The sequence below is a fragment of the Clavibacter davisi genome, from assembly GCF_052751415.1.
On sequence record NZ_CP199882.1, the window covers coordinates 2,236,857 to 2,256,750 of the forward strand.

Here is a 19,894-nt window from a genome sequence, read left to right on the forward strand (position 1 = left end):
GGGAGTCGCGGATCAGGCGGTGGGCACCACGGCGTACCGGGCGACCTGCGCCTGCTGCTCCGCCGTGACGAGCGCGCGCACGCGCGTCCCGTCCTCGACGTAGGACGTCTCGAGCACCTTCGCGCCGTCGTGCAGCATCGCGACGACCTCGCCGTGCTCGAACGGCACCAGCAGGTCGACCTCGATGGTCGGCTGCGGCAGCAGCTCGGCGATGCGGCGACGCAGCTCCTCGACGCCCTCGCCCGTGCGGGCGGAGACGAACACGCCCTGCGGGGCGAGCCCGCGGAGGACGACGCGGTCCCCGTCCGACGCGAGGTCGCTCTTGTTGAACACCACGATCTCCGGGATGCCCGACGCGTCGACCTCGGCGATGACCTCGTGCACGGTGGCGAGCTGCGCGGCCGGATCCGGGTGCGACGCGTCCACGACGTGCACGAGCACGTCGGAGTCCGCGAGCTCCTCCAGCGTCGAGCGGAAGGCCTCCACCAGCTGATGCGGCAGGTTGCGGACGAAGCCCACCGTGTCGGCCAGCGTGTACAGCTGCCCCTGGTCGGTCTCGGTCTTGCGGACCGTGGCGTCGAGGGTGGCGAACAACGCGTTCTCCACGAGCACGCCCGCCTTCGTCACCCGGTTCAGCAGCGACGACTTGCCGGCGTTCGTGTATCCCACGATGGCCACCGACGGCACGGCGTTGCGGTCGCGGTTGGCGCGCTTCGTGTCGCGCGCGGGCTTCATCCCGGCGATCTGCTTGCGCAGCTTCGCCATGCGCGTGTTGATGCGTCGGCGGTCGAGCTCGATCTTCGTCTCACCCGGACCGCGGGATCCCATGCCCGCGCCCGCGCCGCCGACCTGGCCGCCGGCCTGGCGCGACATCGAGTCACCCCAGCCGCGGAGGCGGGGAAGGAGGTACTGCAGCTGCGCGAGTTCGACCTGCGCCTTGCCCTCGCGGCTCTTGGCGTGCTGGCTGAAGATGTCGAGGATCACGGCGGTGCGGTCGATGACCTTGACCTTCACCACGTCCTCGAGCGCGCGCCGCTGGCTCGGGGCGAGCTCGGTGTCGGCGATGACGGTGTCGGCACCGACCGCGGCGACGAGCGCACGCAGCTCCTCGGCCTTGCCGCTGCCGAAGTAGGTGCTGGGGTCCGGGGTGGGCCGGCGCTGCAGCAGGCCGTCGAGGACCACGGCGCCCGCTGTCTCGGCGAGAGCCGCGAGCTCGCGCATGCTGTTCTCGGCGTCGTCGACGGAGCCCTGCGAGTACACGCCGATCAGCACGACGTTCTCGAGGCGCAGCTGCCGGTACTCGACCTCGGTGACGTCCTGGAGCTCGGTCGACAGGCCGGCGACGCGACGCAGCGCCTGGCGGTCCGCGCGCTCGGACTGGTCGCCGTCGAAGCCCTGCTCGGTGTCGGGGGCCGCGGACAGCGCCTGCGCGCCGGATCCGCGGAAGAGGGCGTAGCCGGCGGACCGGTTCTCCGCCCGGGCGAGGACGCGCGCGACGACGTCGTCCCCGGCGGTGCTCTCGGTGGACGTCGTCGTCGGGTCCGCGGGCTGGTCGTGCTCGTCGTGCGTGATCATGTGCTCCCATCGTAGCGTCGGCGTCCGGTATCGTCCCGTTCATGGCCGACGCGCATTACTTCTCCTCGTCGCCGGCCGGCCCCCTGCGCACCCGCACCATCACGGTCGAGCTGGGCGGACGGACGGTCGACCTCGAGACCGCGGGCGGCGTCTTCAGCCCCGAGCACGTCGACCAGGGCACCCTGGTGCTGCTGCGCAACGTCCCGACGCCTCCGGCGGAGGGCCATCTGCTGGACGTGGGCTGCGGCTGGGGGCCGGTGGCGCTCGACCTGGCGATGCGGTCGCCGTCGGCCACGGTGTGGGCGGTCGACGTGAACGAGCGGGCGCTCGAGCTGACGCGGGCGAACGCCCGGTCCCTCGGTCTCGAGAACGTCAACGCGGTGCTGCCCGAGGATGTTCCCGCCGACCTCGCGTTCGCCACGGTGTGGTCGAACCCGCCCATCCGTGTGGGCAAGGAGGCCCTGCACGGGATCCTCACGCACTGGCTGCCTCGGCTCGCGGACGGCGCCGACGCGTGGCTGGTGGTGCAGCGGAACCTGGGATCCGACTCCCTGCAGCGCTGGCTGGTCGATGCTCTGCCCGCGGGGCTCGAGACCACGCGGGCCGCGTCGGACAAGGGCTTCCGCGTGCTGCGCGTCCACCGCGCCGACGACTAGGGCACGGGCCGGCTCTCCGCTCCGACGACGACGGCCGGGCCGCTGCGACGATCAGGCCAGCGCGACGACGCCGTCGAACACCAGCTCCGCGGGACCCGACAGGCCGACGTGCTCGCCGTCCTCCGCCGGGAACATGCGCACTCCGAGCACGCCGCCGGGGACCTGCACCCGCCACTGGTGCGGGGCCGCCGCCCCCGCCCAGTGCCGGGTCGCGAGGGCGGCGGCCACCGCGCCCGTGCCGCAGCTCAGCGTCTCGCCGCTGCCGCGCTCGTGCACGCGCATCGTGATGTGGCCGATGCCGTCGACGACGAGCGGATCCGCGGGGACGACCAGCTCGACGTTCACGCCGCCCGCGGGCTCCGGATCGAGCTGCGGGACGAAGCCCAGGTCGGCCTGCGCGAGCTCGTCCTCGCTGGAGAGCGCGACGACGACGTGCGGGTTCCCGACGTCGATGCCGAGGCCGGGGCGGGCCACCTGCAGGTCCTTGGCGCGCACCAGGGGCTCGCCGCCGGCGAGGGCCCAGCGTCCGAGGTCGACCTGGAAGCCGGATCCGCTGCGCTGCACCTCGCGCACGCCGGCGCGGGTGCCGATGGGGACGGTGCGGCCCGGCGGCAGCTCGATGAGGCCGTTCTCGATGAGGAAGAGCGTGAACACGCGGATGCCGTTGCCGCACATCTCCGCAGGGCTGCCGTCCGCGTTGCGGTAGTCCATGAACCACTCGGCGTCGGGGTCCTCCGCGAGGGCCGCCTGGCCCTCGGGGATCCGGCTCGACAGGACCGCGCGGATCGTGCCGTCGCCGCCGATGCCGAAGTGGCGGTCGCAGAGCGCCTGCACCTGCGTGTCGGTCAGCTGGATCTCGCCCGCGGGATCGGCGTACAGCACGAAGTCGTTGCCCGTGCCCTGTCCCTTGGTGAACTGCAGGTCTGCCATGCCGCCAGCCTACGGGCGCGTCACCGGGAGGGCGTCGAGGGCCTGCGCCAGGAGCTGGTCGTCGCGCGCATCGAGCCGCACCGCCTCGGTGTAGCGGCCGAACCAGGACACCTGTCGACGGGCGTACCGGCGGGTCAGCGCGCGCGTCTCCTCGACGGCCTCCGCCTCCGTGATCTCGCCCGCGAGCTGTCGCGCCGCCTGCGCGTAGCCGATGGCCCGCGACGCGGTGACGCCGTCGGCGAGACCCGCGGGCAGCAGCCCGGCCACCTCGTCGACGAGGCCGGCGGCCCACATGCCCTCGACGCGCGCGTCGAGCCGCGGGACGAGCTCCTCGCGCGGGAGCGTGAGGGCCAGGATGCGCGCGGGGTGCCAGGCCTGCGGCTCGGCCGTCTCGCGCGCCGGCTGGGCACCGGAGATCTCGGCGACCTCCAGGGCCCGGACCAGCCGTCGGCCGTTGTGGGCGCCGATGCGCTGCGCGGCCGCGGGATCGACCTCGCGGAGCCGACGGTGCAGCATCCCCGGACCGGTCTCGACGAGCTCGCGCTCGAGACGCTGCCGGATCTCCGGATCGGTGCCCGGGAAGTCGTAGTCGAACAGCACGGAGGAGACGTAGAGCCCCGAGCCCCCGACGAGGATGGGGACGGCTCCCCGCCCGAGGATCGCGCGCACCGCGGCGCGCGCGTCCTCCTGGTACGCCGCGACGGTGGCCTCGGCCGTCACGTCGAGGACGTCGAGGAGGTGGTGCGGGATGCTGCGGCGCTCCCCCTCCGGGAGCTTGGCGGTGCCGATGTCCATGCCGCGGTAGAGCTGCATGGCGTCCGCGTTCACGATCTCGGCCGCACTCCCCTCGGAGCGGATCCGCTCCGCGATGTCGAGCGAGAGCGCGGACTTGCCGGTGCCCGTGGCGCCGACGACCGCGATGATCGGGGTCACGCCCGGTGGCGCGGGTGCACGGAGCCGCCGTCGCCCAGCGCCGCCACGCGGAGCGAGGGCAGGCCGAGCGAGACGCGGGGCGCCCCTCCGGCGCCGGGACCGGTCGTCGGCGCGGCCGGCACACCGCACGAGTCGGCCTGCGCGCGCTCGTATGCGTCGCCCGCACGCGTGCGGCGGATGCGCAGCGGCGCCTGGTCGACGGCATCGGCGATGAGGTGGAAGGGCGCGGCGCGGGTGATCTCCACGGTCACCGCGTCGCCGGGACGCGGCTCGCCGCTCCCCTCGGGCACGTCGAGGTGGACGAGACGCCCGTCCTGGGCACGGCCGGTGACGCGCCGCGTGTCGCCGTCCTTGCGCCCCTCGTGCGCGCTCACGAGCACCTCGACCGTGCGGCCGACCATGCGCTTGTTCTCCTCGTGGCTGATGCGCTCCTGCAGCGCGGTGAGCCGCGCGTAGCGCTCCTTCACCACGTCGGCCGGCACCTGCTCGTCCATCGTCGCCGCGGGGGTGCCCGGCCGGATCGAGTACTGGAAGGTGAATGCGGAGGAGAAGCGCGACGCCCCGACGACCCGCAGCGTCTCCTGGAAGTCCTCCTCGGTCTCGCCGGGGAAGCCGACGATGATGTCGGTAGTGATGGCGGCGTCCGGGATGCGCGTGCGCACCCGGTCGAGGATCCCGAGGAAGCGCTCCGACCGGTACGAGCGGCGCATGGCCTTGAGGACGCGGTCGGAGCCGGACTGGAGCGGCATGTGCAGCTGCGGCATGACGGCGGGCGTCTCGGCCATGGCGTCGATGACGTCGTCGGTGAAGGCGGCCGGATGCGGGCTGGTGAAGCGGATGCGCTCGAGCCCGTCGATGGCGCCGGCCGCGCGGAGCAGCTTGCCGAAGGCGTGTCGGTCGCCGAACTCGACCCCGTAGGAGTTCACGTTCTGGCCGAGCAGCGTGACCTCGACCGCCCCGTCGTCGACGAGCGCCTGGATCTCGGCGAGGATGTCGCCGGGACGCCTGTCCTTCTCCTTGCCGCGGAGCGCGGGCACGATGCAGAACGTGCAGGTGTTGTTGCAGCCCACGGAGATCGACACCCAGCCGCTCGCGATCTCGTCGCGCTTGGTGGGGAGCGTCGAGGGGAACGTCTCGAGGCTCTCGAGGATCTCGAGCTGCGCCTCCCCGTTGTGCCGCGCCCGTTCGAGCAGCGTGGGGAGCGCGCCCATGTTGTGGGTGCCGAACACGACGTCGACCCAGGGGGCCTTCTCGAGGACCGTCGCCCGGTCCTTCTGCGCGAGGCAGCCGCCGACGGCGATCTGCATGCCCTCGTGCCGGCGCTTCACGCTGGCGAGATGACCGAGGTTGCCGTAGAGCTTGTTGTCCGCGTTCTCGCGGACGGCGCATGTGTTGATGACCACGATGTCGGGCTCGGCGCCCTCTGCCGATACGTAACCGGCCGCCTCGAGCGATCCCGTGAGCCGCTCGGAGTCGTGCACGTTCATCTGGCAGCCGTAGGTGCGGACCTCGTACGTGCGGGGCCTGACGCCGTCGGTGGGACGGGACGCGCGGACGTGCTCGGCGACGGTGCTCATGATCGTCCAATCCTACGGCCGGGCATCCACCCCACCCACTGCCGTCGCCTCAGCGGAAGCGAACGCGCGAGGATCCGCGTCGGGTGGCCAGCGCCGCCTTCGCCGCGTCGCGCACGACGCCTCCGCCGTACCCGCGGCGCATGAGGAACGACGTGAGCCGACGCTCCGCCGTCTCGTCGTCGTAGGAGGACAGCTGACCGACCCGCTTCATGGCGACCTCGGTGGCGCGGGCCAGCTCGTCGTCCGGCTGCTCCGCCATGGCCTCCTCGATGACGAGGGGGTCGAGCTTGCGGCGACGCATCTCCATCTCCACGGATCGGCGGCCGAGGCCCTTGCGATCGAGGTGGGTGTGGAGGATCTGCTCGGCCAGCGCGGCCTCGTCGATGTACTGCAGCGAGACGTAGCGCGCGAGCGTCTCCTCGACGATGTCGGGATCGATCTCCGCCCCTGCCAGCACCTCGCGGGCCTCCGCGAGCGACAGCCCGCGGCCGCGGAGGCGGTTGGCGAGCACGTTGTCCGCCCGCCGACGCTGGCGCTCGGGCGTGCGCTCCGCTACCCGCTCGTCCTCCGCCTCGGCTTCGCGACGCTCGTCCTCGACGCGATCCTCCTCCAGCCGGACCATGTCCCGACGGTAGGCCTCATCCTGCTCGGCCTTCTCCCGCGCACGGGCCGCCCGCTGCTCCTCGGCCCGCCACGCCGCCGGGGTCTCCTCGGGCGTCTCGACGGTCTCGGACTGCGCGCCCGGCGCCGGCTCCCGCGAGGGGCCGTCTGCCCCGCGCGCCGCCTGCGCCTCGGCCTCCGCCAGGACGCGTCGCGCCTCCGCGATGCGCTCCTGGGCCGCGAGAGCCCGCCCCGCCTCGGACGCGTCGACCGCCGCGCCGATCGTGACGACGCCGTCCACCTCGCTCACGGTCCGGCCACGTGCGGGGTGCGTGGGCTCCACGCGAGGAGCCGGCGCCTCGACGGCGGGCACCTCCGGCTCGACCCGCGGCCGTGTCGCGGCGCGCCGGGACCGACGGTCGGCGAGCGACGCGACGGGCGCGACCTCGTCGGCACCGGAACCGGTGCCCTGCTCGTTCTCGGAGGGGAATCTGACCATGGTGCGTCCGTCCTCGGGTGGCGCGCGCCCTCGCCTCGCGCGGGCGCGGCGGGTGGCGGGCCGATGTCGTGCAGGAGGGCGGGGCGCATCCGTGCGATGCGCCCCGCCGGGGTGCGCCGGGTCAGGCGCTCTTGCGGGCGGACGCCTTGGGCGCCACGGCGGCGACGGGCGCCGGTGCCGCGTCGGCCGCGGCCTCCACGGCGTTCGGGTCCTTCACGAGGCCGAGCTTGACCTTGATCTTCTGCTCGATCTCGCCGGCGATCTCCGGGTTGTTGAGGAGGTGCTTGCGCGAGTTCTCCTTGCCCTGGCCGAGCTGGTCGCCGTCGTAGGTGTACCAGGCGCCCGACTTGCGGACGATCTCGTGCTCGACGCCGAAGTCGATGAGGCTGCCCTCACGGGAGATGCCCGTGCCGTACAGGATGTCGAACTCCGCCTGCTTGAAGGGCGGCGCCATCTTGTTCTTCACGACCTTGACGCGGGTGCGGTTGCCGACCGCGTCCGTGCCGTCCTTCAGGGTCTCGATGCGGCGGATGTCGAGTCGCACCGACGCGTAGAACTTCAGCGCCTTGCCGCCCGCGGTGGTCTCCGGGCTGCCGAAGAACACGCCGATCTTCTCGCGGAGCTGGTTGATGAAGATCATGGTGGTCTGCGTCTGGTTGAGCCCACCGGTGAGCTTGCGGAGCGCCTGGGACATGAGCCGGGCCTGGAGACCGACGTGCGAGTCGCCCATCTCGCCCTCGATCTCGGCGCGCGGAACGAGCGCCGCCACGGAGTCGATGACGACGAGGTCGATGGACCCCGAGCGCACGAGCATGTCGGCGATCTCGAGGGCCTGCTCGCCCGTGTCGGGCTGGGAGACGAGGAGGGCGTCGATGTCGACGCCGAGCTTCTTGGCGTACTCCGGGTCGAGCGCGTGCTCCGCGTCGATGAAGGCCGCGATGCCGCCGGCGCGCTGGGCGTTGGCGATGGCGTGCAGGGTGAGCGTGGTCTTTCCCGAGGACTCCGGACCGTAGATCTCGACGATGCGGCCACGCGGGAGCCCGCCGATGCCGAGCGCCACGTCCAGCGCGACGGAGCCCGTGGGGATGACGGCGACGGGCGCGCGCTCGTCGCTGCCCAGGCGCATGACCGAGCCCTTGCCGAACTGACGGTCGATCTGGGCGAGCGCGGTCTCGAGAGACTTCTCGCGATCTGCGGATGATGCCATGGGGTGCTCCTCGTGTCGAAGGTGGGTTGCCTGCAGGCTGTCGCTCCGATGCCGCGGGCTGCGGGATCCGGTGCCGACAAGGCGACGGGTGATCTCCGCGAGGTGCACGTTATGCGGCCCCGCCGACATCGCTGCCGGAGGCGCCTGACCTGTGCAGTCCGCGCTTCGATTCGCTCCTGTGGGGAGAGTACGCGCGTTCGAAGGGATATTCGAACGACGCGCCGCGTGTCGCGAGGCGTCGTCCCCGGCACGCCGGGCCGGAACCGCTCAGGAGCGAGGTTCGGGCACGCCGGCGCCGTTCCACCGCGACCGCGGGACGTCCTGCGCGCGACAGAGCGCGAGCCACGCCTCGCGTGCGGGGGTGCCGTCCTTCAGGGCCTGCGCGCACGTGCGTCCGCCGAGCTCCCCGAGCACGAGGTCGGCGACGAGCACCGGTCCGTAGCCGGCGCCGAACTCGTCGGCCACGGCCCGCTGGAACTCGCTCAGTCGCATGCCCTCACGCTACCCGCTGCTCTCCGACCGTCCGCGCGGCGACCGCGTCGAGCGGGCCACCGGACGACGACGCCCCGCCCGTCACGATGACGGGCGGGGCGGGAGGTGGGGAGAGCTGCGAGACTCAGCGCGCGACGAGGTCGCTGTCGAAGCCGGCGACCAGGTCGTCGGGGATCGTGTCCGGGATGGGGTTGAGGCCCTCGATGACGGCGAGACGGTCGCCGACCTCGCGCATGATGACCGAGATGGGCGTGTCGAGCGCGTCGGCGACGGAGGCGAGGATCTCGCTCGACGCCTCCTTCTGGCCCCGCTCGACCTCGCTGAGGTAGCCGAGCGCGACGCTGGCCTTGCTGGCGACCTGGCGGAGCGTGCGCCCCTTCTGCAGGCGGAAGTCCCGAAGGACGTCGCCGATCTCCTGACGGACTAGAACCACGGGACCCTCCTCGTTGCGCCTGGTGCCTGATCGAACCGGAGGTCCGGGGCTGATGCGCGAGCATCTGGCCGAGGACCCAGGCTAAGCAGGGGCACTGGGCGTTGCTTGTGAACCTGCTTACGGCAACGCGGGCCGGCCATCAGATGTTCCCACCGGATCCGAGCGCGTCGGCGAGGGCCCGGAGCGCCTCGTGGACCACGCTCGCACGGACCTGCTGGCGGTCACCGTCGAGGTGCAGGGCGATGGCGCGGGAGTCGCCGTCGAGGGAGAGCCCGACGAAGGCCGTGCCGGGAGCCTGGCCGTCCTGCGGATCGGGACCGGCCGCCCCGGTGGTGGCGACCCCGACGTCGGCGGGGCGCCCGTCGACCTCGCAGGCCTCACGCACGCCGCGCGCCATCTGCCGGGCGACGTCGGGGTGCACGGCGCCGTGCACCGCGAGGATCGACGCCTCGACGCCGAGCAGCGTGCGCTTGAGCGCGGTGTCGTAGGAGACGATGCCGCCGGTCAGCGCCCGCGAGGCGCCGGGGACGCCCACGAGGGCGGCGGTGAGGAGCCCTCCGGTGAGCGACTCGGCCACGGCGAGACGGCGCCCGCTCGCGACCAGCGCTGCGATCACGCGCGCGGCGAGGTCCTCGTCCGTGGCATCCGCGGAGTCCGCGACGCCGAACGCGCCGCTCACGAGGCGCGCTCCGCCCGCAGCGCCTGCCGCATGTAGTCGAGCCCGGAGAGCACCGTGAGGACGAGGGCGATGGACATGAGCACCGTGTTCACGACGTGCATGCCGCCCCCCACGACGTCCCACAGCGGCAGGAGCGCGACGCTGATGGCCACGGCCTGCGCGACGGTCTTCAGCTTGCCGCCGCGGGACGCCGCGACGACGCGGTCCCGCAGCACGGCGAAGCGGTAGGCCGTGATGCCGAGCTCGCGCACGAGGATCACGATGGTGACCCACCACGGGAGCTCGCCGAGCACGGACAGCATCACGAGGGCGGCGCCCGTGAGCACCTTGTCGGCGATGGGGTCGAGGAGCTTGCCCAGGTCGGTCACGAGGTTCCGGCTGCGGGCGATGTGCCCGTCGACGCCGTCGGTCGCGATGGCCACGATGAAGAGCGCCGCGGCGGCGTACCGCAGCGGGCCGTCGGATCCGTCGTCGGCCGCGAGGAGGACGACGAAGACGGGGGCCAGCAGGATCCGCACGATCGTGAGGATGTTGGCGACGTTCCAGGGGCTCGCCGGGGAGTCGCCCGCGCGCCAGACACGCGGTGCCCCGGCAGCACCCGATGCGATGCGATCGGCCACCGGTCAGTCCCTGCCCGTGAGGCCCCAGGCGTCGTCGTCGCCCTCGGCCTCCACCTGCTCGTACGCGTCGAGGTCCTTGTGCAGCGGATCCGACGGGTAGCGGTTCCCGTCGTCCGTCTCGGCGGGAGCGGCGGCCGCGGGGCCGGGCGCGGCTGCCGGGGCGGCGGTCGCGGGTGCCGCGGGCGTCTCCCCCCGCAGCGTCGCGAGGACGCCCGGCAGCTGCTCCGCGGAGACGAGGACGTCGCGCGCCTTGGAGCCCTCGGACGGGCCGACGATCTCGCGGGCCTCGAGGAGGTCCATGAGGCGGCCGGCCTTGGCGAACCCGACGCGCAGCTTCCGCTGGAGCATCGACGTGGATCCGAACTGCGTGCTGACGACGAGCTCGGCGGCCGCGAGGAGCACCTCGAGGTCGTCGCCGATGTCCGCGTCGATCTCCTTCTTCTCGGCGGCGACCGCGACGTCCTGGCGGTACTCGGGCCGGGCCTGGCGCGTGACGTGCTCGACGACCTTCGCGATCTCGGCCTCCTGCACCCACGCGCCCTGCACGCGGACCGCCTTGTTGGCGCCCATGGGGAGGAAGAGGCCGTCGCCCTGGCCGATGAGCTTGTCGGCGCCGGGCTGGTCGAGGATCACGCGGGAGTCGGTCATGCTCGACACCGCGAACGCGAGGCGCGACGGCACGTTGGCCTTGATGAGGCCGGTGACCACGTCGACCGACGGGCGCTGCGTCGCGAGCACGAGGTGGATGCCGGCGGCGCGCGCGAGCTGGGTGATGCGGACGATCGAGTCCTCGACGTCGCGCGGCGCGACCATCATGAGATCGGCGAGCTCGTCGACCACCACGAGGAGGTAGGGGTACGGGCGCAGCGTCCGCTCGCTGCCCTCGGGGAGCACGATGGAGCCGCTCGTGACGGCCTTGTTGAAGTCGTCGATGTGGCGGAAGCCGAAGCTGGCGAGGTCGTCGTACCTCATGTCCATCTCCTTCACCACCCACTGCAGCGCCTCGGCCGCCTTCTTCGGGTTGGTGATGATGGGCGTGATGAGGTGCGGCACGCCCGCGTAGATGGTGAGCTCCACGCGCTTCGGGTCGATGAGGACCATGCGCACGTCGCTCGGCTTCGCCCGCATGAGGAGCGAGGTGATCATCGAGTTGACGAAGCTCGACTTGCCGGAACCCGTGGAACCCGCGACCAGGAGGTGGGGCATCTTCGCGAGGTTGGCGATGACGTAGCCGCCCTCGACGTCCTTGCCGACGCCGATGGTCATCGGGTGCGCGCTGTTCGTGGCCGCGGACGAGCGGAGCACGTCGCCGAGGGAGACGATCTCGCGGTCGGTGTTCGGGATCTCGACGCCGATGGCGCTGCGGCCCGGGATGGGCGAGAGGATGCGGACCTCGTTGGACGCGACCGCGTAGCTGATGTTCTTGGCCAGCGCCGTGACGCGCTCGACCTTGACGCCGGGCGCGAGCTCGAGCTCGTAGCGCGTGACCGTCGGGCCGCGCGAGAAGCCGGTGACGGTGGCGTCGACCTGGAAGTTCGTGAGCACCTCGGTGAGCGCGCGCACCACCTCGTCGTTGACCGACGAGCGGGACTTCGCGGGCGTGCCGGGCGAGAGGGTGCTAGCCGCGGGGAGGCGGTACGGCGCCTGCGGCGCGTCGGACTCCCCCGAGACGACGCCCGCGTCGGAGCCGTCGTCCTCGAAGCCGGGCAGGACGGCGGGCTCGTCGTCGTCGCGGATGCCGGTGGGGTGCACCGGGATGGACGGCAGGATCGCGGTCGCCGTCGCGTCGACGGGCGCGTCGAGGTCGATGCGGCGGGTCGCGGCCTCGTCGCCGGCGAAGGCACCGGGCTCGGGGCGGGAGGCGTCGGGATCCACCGTGCGGTCGATGACCGTGGTGGGGGCCTCCGCGGCGGTTCTCTCGACGACGTCGTCGGATCCGGCGTGCGGCGCGAGCACCGGGCTGTCGAACGCGGGCGCGTCCTCGCGCTGGCTGCGGTTGCGGCGCCACCACGGGAGGCTGTCGGTGTCGACCGGCCCCTCGTCGTCGAGCCCCTCGAGCTCGACCTGCTCCGTCGCCTGCGCCTTGCGGGCGGCGCGGTCGGCGGCGCGCTGCTCCTCGTCCACCGGCGGGGCGCCGAAGAGGTAGGAGTAGAGCTCGCGGAGTCGCGCACCCACGCGGTTCGGCGGCGTGCGCGTGATGATGAAGAGGGAGAGCAGGAGCAGGATCCCTGCCACGATGCCCGCGCCGATCGGCGTGATGAGCAGCGACAGCGGGGCCGCGAGCACCCAGCCGAGGACGCCGCCGGCCCGGGCCAGCGCGAGCATGCCGTCGCGGGGATCCGGGGCGCCGGTGAGGATGTGGCACAGCGCGGCGATCGAGACCAGGAAGAGCGAGACGCCGATGCCGATGCGTCCGTTGTCGCTGACGGACGCCGGGTGCCGGAAGAGCCAGAGGGCGAGGAGCACCATCACGATGGGCAGCGCGAACGCGACCCGGCCGAAGAGGCCGCCGAACGTGTACGCGTCGAAGGCCATGGCCACGTCGTTGAGGGGGTTGAACCACTCGACGACGACGCCGGCGATCGCGAGCACCACGAGGAGGAAGGGGATGCCGTCGCGGCGCTCCTCCTTCGCGAGCTTCTCGGGGCCGAGGGCCCGGAAGAGCGCGCCCGTGGCGTGGGCGAGGCCCATCCACACGGCGACGAGGGGGCCGCGCCCCTCGGGCTGCACGGGGTAGGCCACGGTCTGCTGCTTCGTCTCGGTGGCGCGCCCCTTCCGCGGGGGCGTGGCGCGCGGCGCGCCCGAGGAGGTCTTCCCGGCGCGGCTGGTCGACCTGGTGCTCGTAGCCATGCGACCCACGTTATCCCGCGCCGCCGTCGCCGAGGGGACGCCTGGCCGGGCGGGACGCGTGCCGCCCGGGCGGGCATCGGCAGCGGATCGCGTCCACGACGGGCACGCGCACCGCGACCCGGGCGGGGAGCGGGCCCGCCACGGCGCCCATGAGGAGCGCGGCGCCCCGTCCCCGGGGGCCGCCGAGAGCGGCGGAGGCGGGGCTCCGCGACGCCCGCCCCGTGCGCCGCCCTACGCCTCGATGACCACCGGGATGATCATCGGGCGGCGGCGGTGCGACGAGTTGACCCAGCGGCCGACCGTGCGGCGGACGACCTGCGAGTACGCGTGCGTGTCGCGCGTGCCGTTGGCCGCCGCCTCCGCGAGCGCCCGGACGACGAGCGGCTTGACGCTGTCGAACACGCGGCTGTCCTCGGCGAACCCGCGCGCCTCGATCTCCGGGCCGACGATGGCCTTGCCGGTCTGCGGCTCGACCACCACGAAGATCGTGACGAAGCCCTCCTCGGAGAGGATGCGGCGGTCCTTGAGGTCGGCGTCGGTGATCTCGCCCACCGTGGACCCGTCGACGTAGACGTACCCGACGTCCAGCTGGCCCGTGACGCGCACGTGCCCCTCCTTCATGTCGAGGACGGTGCCGTCCTCCGCGAGGAACGTGTTGCGCTCCGGCACGCCCGTCTGGATGGCCAGCTGCTGGTTCGCGACCAGGTGCCGGTACTCGCCGTGCACCGGCAGGACGTTCCGGGGCCGGAGGATGTTGTAGCAGTAGAGCAGCTCCCCGGCGGCCGCGTGGCCCGAGACGTGGACCTTCGCGTTGGCCTTGTGCACGACCTTCGCGCCCAGCTTGGTCAGCCCGTTGATCACGCGGTACACCGCGTTCTCGTTGCCCGGGATGAGGCTCGACGCGAGGATGACCGTGTCGTCCTGCCCGATCTCGATCTGGTGCTCGAGGTTCGCCATGCGGCTGAGCACGGCCATCGGCTCGCCCTGCGACCCGGTGCTCATGTAGACGATCTCGTCGTCGCGCAGGGCCACCGCCTTCTTCGCGTCGATGAGGATGCCGTCCGGCACCCGGAGGTAGCCGAGCTCGGCGGCGATGGTCATGTTCCGGATCATCGAGCGGCCGATGAACGCGACGCGGCGCCCGTTCGCGGCCGCCGCGTCGAGCACCTGCTGCACCCGGTGCACGTGGCTCGAGAAGCTCGCGACGATGACCCGACGCGGCGCCTTCGAGATGACGGCCTCGAGCACCGGCCCGATGGAGCGCTCCGTGGGGGTGAAGCCCGGCACGTCGGCGTTCGTCGAGTCGGACATGAAGAGGTCGATGCCGGCCTCCCCCAGGCGCGCGAAGGCGCGCAGGTCGGTGATCCGGCCGTCGAGCGGCAGCTGGTCCATCTTGAAGTCGCCCGTGTGCAGCACCCGGCCGGCCGAGGTCGTGATGGCGACGGCGAGCGCATCCGGGATGGAGTGGTTGACGGCCACGAACTCGAGCTCGAACGGGCCCAGGCGCTCGCGGTCGCCCTCCTTCACCTGGAACGTGTACGGCGTGATCCGGTGCTCCTTGAGCTTCGCCTCGATGAGCGCGAGCGTGAGGCCGGAGCCGATCAGCGGGATGTCCCGCTTGAGCCTCAGCAGGTACGGGACCGCGCCGATGTGGTCCTCGTGGCCGTGGGTGAGGACGATGCCGACCACGTCGTCGAGGCGGTCCGCGATGGAGGAGAAGTCGGGGAGGATCAGGTCGACGCCCGGCTGGTGCTCCTCGGGGAAGAGCACGCCGCAGTCGACGACGAGGATCTTGCCGTCGATCTCGAACGTGGTCATGTTCCGGCCGATCTCGCCGAGGCCGCCGATCGGGGTGATGCGGAGGATGCCGGGCTTCAGCTCGGGCGGATCGTAGACGGCCTGGGCCATGGGTCTCCTCTGGTGGCGGTGCGGCGCGACGGCCGGCGACGGGAAGCTCGGGCGCGGCTCAGCGCGTGGTGCCGGCGACCTGCGGCAGGGCACCACCGGCGGCGGCGTTGCGGTCGGGGCGGAAGTTGCGGAAGTCGACGCCGGGGACGTCGCGGACGAGGTCGATCTCGTCCTCGATCTGCGCGGCCTCCCACTCCTCCGGTCCCACGAGGGGCAGGCGCACGCGCGGGCTGCCGATGCGGCCGAGGCCGTGGAGGATGTACTTCGCCGCGACCGTGCCGGGCACGTGCGTCATGACGGCGCGGACGAGCGGCTCGAGCTGCTGGTGCGCATGCGTGGCGGCGCTCAGGTCGCCCGCGTTCACCGCGTCGACCATGGTGCGGTACGGCGTGGCCGTGATGTTCGCGGTGACGCCGATGAGGCCCGTGCCGCCGATCGCGAGCGTCGGCAGCGCGTTGGCGTCGTCGCCCGCGAAGTACATGAGGCTCGTCTGGTTGAGCACGCGGCTCGCCTGCGCGAGGTCGCCCTTGGCGTCCTTCACCGCGAGGATGTTCGGGTGCTTGGCGGCGCGGAGGATGGTCTCGTACTGGATGGGGATGCCCGTGCGGCCGGGGATGTCGTAGAGGATGACCGGCAGGTCCGTGGCGTCCGCGATCATCCGGAAGTGCGTGAGCACGCCCGCCTGCGTGGGCTTGTTGTAGTACGGCGTGACGATCATGTTGCCGTCGGCGCCGGCCTTCTCGCTCTGCCGCGCGAGCTGCATGGCGTGCGCGGTCTCGTTCGAGCCGCCGCCCGTGATGATCTTCGCCCGGCCCGCGCTCACGGAGCGGCCGACCTCGACGAGCTTGATCTTCTCCGGGTCGGTCAGCGTGCTCGTCTCGCCGGTGGTGCCGGTGACGACGATGCCGTCCGCGCCCGCGGTGATGACGTCGTCGATGTGCTTCTCGACGCCCGGCCAGTCCACCTCGCCGTCGGCCGTGAAGGGGGTGACGAGCGCCACCAGGACCTGACCGAAGGGATTCTCAGACGACACGGCTCCCATGGTAACGGTCGGCGGGCGGGCCGCTCCGGTGCGCTACGGCGCGACCCGGCCGTTCTTCTGGAAGGCCGCGTGCGTGAGGGGCATGAGGCGCTCGAACTCGGTCTCCATCTTCTCCGCGCACATCTCGATCTCGCGCTGCGGGAAGCTCGGGAACGTCGAGTCCTCGTGCTTGGTGCGCAGCGACAGGAAGTTCATCAGCGCGCGGGCGTTGAGGGTCACGTACATCGACGAGTAGATGTTGAGCGGGAGCACGATGCGGGCGACCTCGCGGGCCACGCCCTGCTCGAGCATCCGCTGGTACGAGGCGTACGCCTCCTCCGAGGTGCGTCGCGTCTCCGCCTGCACCAGCTGGGTCTGCTCGGGGGTGCCCGCGTGGAACTCGTAGGCGCCGGGCTTGCCGACCTGCACGAGGTTGCGCTCGGGGCCGGGCACGTAGAACACCGCGTCGAGCTCCTTGTAGCGGCCCGACTCCTCGTTGTACGAGGCCATGCGGTGGCGCATGAACTCGCGGAACACGAAGATCGGCGCCTGCACGTAGAAGGTCATCGAGTTGTGCTCGAACGGGGAGCCGTGGCGGTCGCGCATGAGGTAGTTGATGAGGCCGCGGTCGCGCTTGACGCGCTTCTCCTCGGCCTCGGTGTCGACGTCGCCCTCGAGGGCGCGGTCCTGGCCGTCGGGCTCGTCGAGCGCGCGCTCGAGGGTCTTCTCGCCGGCGGTGGAGACGCGGGCCGCGAAGATCACGTCGGAGTCGTGGGCGCTGGAGCGGACGAGCTCCACGGTCATGTCGGATCTGAAGGCGATGTCGTGGGGCACGACGTCACTGTACGCGACCGCCGTCACGCGGGACGCCGGCTGGGAGGGCCGCGCGCGCACCTCCGTCGACGAGCCGCGCACGCCCTGCGCCCGGCCCGCGGGCGGTGGCGCGTCCTAGGCTGTGGGGCACCGACGAAGGGCGCCACCATGGCCGACAGCACCGCATCCCCCGCCCCGCTCACCGTCCTCATCTCGGGCGCCGGCGGCACCATCGGCACCGAGCTGCAGGCGCAGCTCCACGACGCGGGCCACCGGGTCCGGAAGCTCGTCCGCCACGCGCCCTCCTCCCCCGACGAGCGCGAGTGGCAGCCCGCCGAGGGGCGGCTCGATCCCGCCGCGCTCGACGGGGTGGACGCCGTCGTCAACCTCTCGGGCGCGTCGATCAGCCGTCTGCCGTGGACGAAGCCGTACCAGGAGGAGATCCGCTCGTCCCGTGTGCAGGCGACGCGCACCATCGTCGGCGCCATGTCCGCCGCCGCGACGCCGCCCGCGGTGCTGCTGAACGGATCCGCCGTCGGCTTCTACGGCGACCGCCCGCAGCAGCGGCTCACCGAGGACTCGCCGCGCGGCGCCGGCTTCCTCGCGGAGGTCGTGGAGGCGTGGGAGGCGGAGGCGCACGAGGCGCCCGCCGGCGTGCGCGTCGCGACCCTGCGCACCGGCCTCGTGCTGGCCCAGGCCGGCGCGCTCGCGCCGCTCCGGCTGCTCACGAACCTCGGGCTCGCCGGCAAGCTGGGCACCGGCGGGCAGGTGTGGCCGTGGATCTCCCTGCGCGACGAGGCCGCCGCCATCGTGCACCTGCTGACGTCGTCGGTCTCCGGACCGGTGAACCTCACCGGGCCCGAGCCCGTGATGGCCGACCGGCTCATGCGCCACCTCGCGAAGCGGATGCACCGCCCCTACCTCGTCCCCGCGCCCGAGGCCCTCATCCGGCTGGCGCTGCGGGACGCGGGCCAGGAGCTGCTGCTCAGCAGCCAGCCGGCCCGCCCGGAGAAGCTGCTCGCCGACGGCTTCGTCTTCCGGGACCCGACCGTCGAGCTCGCGATCGACCGGCTGCTCGCGAAGGGCTAGCCGGGACGGCCCGCCCGGCGCCCACGGCTCAGGCGGCGGGTTCGCGCGTGCCGTGCAGCGAGATCGCGCGCCGGATCGCGCCGCGGGCGCGACGGCGGTCGCCGCTCGCGTCGTAGGCGAGCCCGAGACGGAACCAGGCCCGCCAGCTCGAGGGCGCGTCCTCGACCTCGGCCTGGTAGACGGGGAACGACGCGTCGGCCGCGTCGCGCAGGGGCCGACCGCTCGCGCGCGTCGGCAGGTCGTCGACCGGCAGGCCGCCCTCCTCCTCGAGGATCCGCGCGAGCCTGCCGCTGCGCACCCCGAACGCCAGCTCGCGCACCAGCGCCCACGCACCGACGAGCGACAGCAGCACGAGGCCGATCCCGAGCAGGATGCCGACGGGCTGGCCCGACAGCACGAGCAGGACGGCGAACTGACCGGCGACCGCGAGGTACAGCACCATGAGCACGGCCATGAGGCCGACGCCGATGCGCGTGCCCATCAGGAGCTCGTGACGGTGGCGGCCTGGCCGCTCGGGCCGCCGTCGTCCACCGGTCCGGTCGTGGACGCGGCGTCGGCGGCGCGGGCCGCGCGCTCGCGCGAGCCGTCCAGGTCGATGAGGCGGTCGAGCCCGACGCTCACGCCGCGCGCGCTGCGGGTGGCACGGAGCGCGAGCAGGATGCCGGCCTCGTAGGCGCTCGGGGCGAGCGTGTCGTGGCTGATTGTGAGGACCTCGCCGTTGCCGCCGAACAGCACGTCCTGCTTGGCGACGATGCCCTGCATCCGGAGGCTGTGCACCGGGATGCTGGCGACCTGCTGGCCGCGCGCGCGCTGATCCGTGTGCGGCGCCTGCACCGGGCCCCGATCGCCGCGGGCCTGGGACATGAGCTCCGCGGTGCGCACCGCCGTGCCGGACGGCGAGTCGATCTTGCTGGAACGATGTCCCTCGACGATCTCGATCGAGTCGTAGAACCGGGCGGCCATCTGCGCGAACGAGGTCGCGAGCACGCTGCCGATGGAGAAGTTGGGGATGATGATGACGCCCACGGCGAGGTTGCCGGTGATGCGGCGCTCGAGGCCCTGGATGCGCTCGGCCGTCCAGCCGCTCGTGCCCACGAGCACGTTCATGCCGTGCGCGATCGCGTACTCGACGACGCCCTGGCTGACCGCGGGGAGCGTGACGTCGACCGCGATGTCGGCGCCGAGCATGTCCGACAGCTCGTCCGTCGAGCGGAGGCTGGCGACGAGCTCGAACTCCTCGCTCGCCTCGACGATCTGCGTGATCAGCTGGCCCATGCGTCCCGTTGCGCCGACGACGGCGACCGTGGTTGTCATCCGGCCAGCGTACCGGGGCCGCCGCCGCGGGCGCCCGGGCCGGCGCCCTCCCTCGGGATGGCGATCCGCGAGGAAGCAGCGCCGTGCCGCTAGTAGGGCTGCTGCTCCGGCAGGCCCGTGCGCAGCTCGACCGGCAGGTGGCCGAGGTCGTTGTGCACGACGAGCACGGGCGGCTTCGCCGAGCGCACGCGGATGATGGTGAGGCCGCAGTTGGCCTGGTTGATGCCCATCCAGCGCCACTCTGGCGCGTCGAACACGTGCCGCACGAACCACGCGATGACGAAGTTGTGCGTGATGAGCAGGTCGTGCCGGTCGCCGCGCGCGGGCGCGAGGAACTCGCTCACCGCGTCGGCCATCTGGGCGCTGCCCGCGTCGATCTCCTCCTCGGTGATCCCGCCGAAGAACGACTCGAAGGCGTGCGGCATGTCGGGCACCGGGCCGGAGGGGATGCAGTCGAACAGGAGCGACGACGGCTCGGGCTCCATGGCGGGCATCCGCTCCGCCATGATGGCGGCCGTCTCCTCCGCGCGGGCCAGCGGCGAGTGCCGGACCGACGTGAACGGCACGCCGCTCAGGCGATCCGCGATGCAGTGCGCCTGGCGCTTGCCGCGTCCGGAGAGCGGACCGTCGGGGAGGCCGTGCTCGGCGTCCTGCTGCTCGCCGTGGCGGACGAGGTAGATGTAGTGGGACACGGTTCC

General features: G+C 72.7%; 19 protein-coding genes. 2 read left to right on the top strand and 17 right to left on the bottom strand.

Annotated features, from left to right (window positions below):
- Nucleotides 1-12 precede the first annotated feature (12 nt).
- The gene (gene hflX, locus ACU4ZT_RS10565) at nucleotides 13-1,575 is read right to left on the bottom strand and encodes a GTPase HflX (protein ID WP_063070536.1); all 1,563 of its coding nucleotides are present in this window, start codon (nucleotides 1,573-1,575) and stop codon (nucleotides 13-15) included.
- Nucleotides 1,576-1,616: 41 nt separating this feature from the next.
- On the opposite strand from hflX, the gene ACU4ZT_RS10570 reads away from it, so the two are divergent.
- Nucleotides 1,617-2,231, top strand: coding sequence for a class I SAM-dependent methyltransferase (locus ACU4ZT_RS10570; protein ID WP_063070537.1), 615 nt, complete (start codon nucleotides 1,617-1,619; stop codon nucleotides 2,229-2,231).
- A 51-nt stretch (nucleotides 2,232-2,282) separates the two neighbouring features.
- On the opposite strand, the gene dapF is transcribed toward ACU4ZT_RS10570, so the two are convergent.
- The 13 genes from dapF to thyX form a co-directional block, all read right to left on the bottom strand.
- Nucleotides 2,283-3,161, bottom strand: coding sequence for a diaminopimelate epimerase (dapF, locus tag ACU4ZT_RS10575; protein ID WP_063070538.1), 879 nt, complete (start codon nucleotides 3,159-3,161; stop codon nucleotides 2,283-2,285).
- A 9-nt stretch (nucleotides 3,162-3,170) separates the two neighbouring features.
- Nucleotides 3,171-4,094: a tRNA (adenosine(37)-N6)-dimethylallyltransferase MiaA gene (miaA, locus tag ACU4ZT_RS10580; protein ID WP_445337136.1), complete on the bottom strand. Its 924-nt coding sequence runs from the start codon at nucleotides 4,092-4,094 to the stop codon at nucleotides 3,171-3,173.
- Nucleotides 4,091-5,671: a tRNA (N6-isopentenyl adenosine(37)-C2)-methylthiotransferase MiaB gene (gene miaB, locus ACU4ZT_RS10585; RefSeq protein WP_445337137.1), complete on the bottom strand. Its 1,581-nt coding sequence runs from the start codon at nucleotides 5,669-5,671 to the stop codon at nucleotides 4,091-4,093. Before miaB ends, miaA begins: the two co-directional genes overlap by 4 nt.
- Before the next feature lie 49 nt (nucleotides 5,672-5,720).
- Nucleotides 5,721-6,770: a regulatory protein RecX gene (locus tag ACU4ZT_RS10590; RefSeq protein ID WP_445337138.1), complete on the bottom strand. Its 1,050-nt coding sequence runs from the start codon at nucleotides 6,768-6,770 to the stop codon at nucleotides 5,721-5,723.
- A gap of 121 nt (nucleotides 6,771-6,891) precedes the next feature.
- Nucleotides 6,892-7,977, bottom strand: coding sequence for a recombinase RecA (recA, locus tag ACU4ZT_RS10595; protein ID WP_445337139.1), 1,086 nt, complete (start codon nucleotides 7,975-7,977; stop codon nucleotides 6,892-6,894).
- Nucleotides 7,978-8,244: 267 nt separating this feature from the next.
- Entirely contained in the window at nucleotides 8,245-8,469 is a 225-nt protein-coding gene (locus ACU4ZT_RS10600) for a DUF3046 domain-containing protein (protein WP_063070542.1), read from the bottom strand.
- 124 nt (nucleotides 8,470-8,593) lie between these two features.
- Entirely contained in the window at nucleotides 8,594-8,902 is a 309-nt protein-coding gene (locus ACU4ZT_RS10605) for a helix-turn-helix domain-containing protein (protein WP_012298599.1), read from the bottom strand.
- Nucleotides 8,903-9,041: 139 nt separating this feature from the next.
- Nucleotides 9,042-9,581: a CinA family protein gene (locus ACU4ZT_RS10610; RefSeq protein WP_081234803.1), complete on the bottom strand. Its 540-nt coding sequence runs from the start codon at nucleotides 9,579-9,581 to the stop codon at nucleotides 9,042-9,044.
- Complete coding sequence (gene pgsA / locus ACU4ZT_RS10615; protein ID WP_063070543.1) at nucleotides 9,578-10,201, bottom strand: CDP-diacylglycerol--glycerol-3-phosphate 3-phosphatidyltransferase; 624 nt, start codon at nucleotides 10,199-10,201, stop codon at nucleotides 9,578-9,580. The genes ACU4ZT_RS10610 and pgsA overlap by 4 nt, the downstream gene beginning before the upstream one ends.
- 3 nt (nucleotides 10,202-10,204) lie before the next feature.
- On the bottom strand, nucleotides 10,205-13,051 hold the full coding sequence (locus ACU4ZT_RS10620) for an FtsK/SpoIIIE family DNA translocase (RefSeq protein ID WP_063070544.1): 2,847 nt from the start codon (nucleotides 13,049-13,051) through the stop codon (nucleotides 10,205-10,207).
- A gap of 231 nt (nucleotides 13,052-13,282) precedes the next feature.
- Nucleotides 13,283-14,959: a ribonuclease J gene (locus tag ACU4ZT_RS10625; protein WP_414748941.1), complete on the bottom strand. Its 1,677-nt coding sequence runs from the start codon at nucleotides 14,957-14,959 to the stop codon at nucleotides 13,283-13,285.
- A 58-nt stretch (nucleotides 14,960-15,017) separates the two neighbouring features.
- Nucleotides 15,018-16,001 (bottom strand): 4-hydroxy-tetrahydrodipicolinate synthase, encoded by a 984-nt coding sequence (gene dapA / locus ACU4ZT_RS10630; RefSeq protein WP_063070546.1) that lies wholly within the window; start codon nucleotides 15,999-16,001, stop codon nucleotides 15,018-15,020.
- A 33-nt stretch (nucleotides 16,002-16,034) separates the two neighbouring features.
- Entirely contained in the window at nucleotides 16,035-16,784 is a 750-nt protein-coding gene (gene thyX / locus ACU4ZT_RS10635) for an FAD-dependent thymidylate synthase (RefSeq protein WP_270981162.1), read from the bottom strand.
- A 177-nt stretch (nucleotides 16,785-16,961) separates the two neighbouring features.
- Between thyX and ACU4ZT_RS10640 the strand changes: the two genes are divergently transcribed.
- On the top strand, nucleotides 16,962-17,882 hold the full coding sequence (locus ACU4ZT_RS10640; protein ID WP_414748942.1) for a TIGR01777 family oxidoreductase: 921 nt from the start codon (nucleotides 16,962-16,964) through the stop codon (nucleotides 17,880-17,882).
- A gap of 28 nt (nucleotides 17,883-17,910) precedes the next feature.
- Here the strand turns inward: ACU4ZT_RS10640 and ACU4ZT_RS10645 are convergent, their stop codons facing one another.
- From ACU4ZT_RS10645 to ACU4ZT_RS10655, 3 genes are all read right to left on the bottom strand, one after another.
- Nucleotides 17,911-18,363, bottom strand: coding sequence for a hypothetical protein (locus ACU4ZT_RS10645; protein WP_270981130.1), 453 nt, complete (start codon nucleotides 18,361-18,363; stop codon nucleotides 17,911-17,913).
- Nucleotides 18,363-19,196, bottom strand: coding sequence for a 4-hydroxy-tetrahydrodipicolinate reductase (gene dapB / locus ACU4ZT_RS10650; protein WP_063070549.1), 834 nt, complete (start codon nucleotides 19,194-19,196; stop codon nucleotides 18,363-18,365). The genes ACU4ZT_RS10645 and dapB overlap by 1 nt, the downstream gene beginning before the upstream one ends.
- An 89-nt stretch (nucleotides 19,197-19,285) precedes the next feature.
- A complete protein-coding gene (locus ACU4ZT_RS10655; RefSeq protein WP_063070550.1) occupies nucleotides 19,286-19,888 on the bottom strand; it encodes a histidine phosphatase family protein in 603 nt (200 codons plus the stop codon).
- Nucleotides 19,889-19,894: the final 6 nt, after the last annotated feature.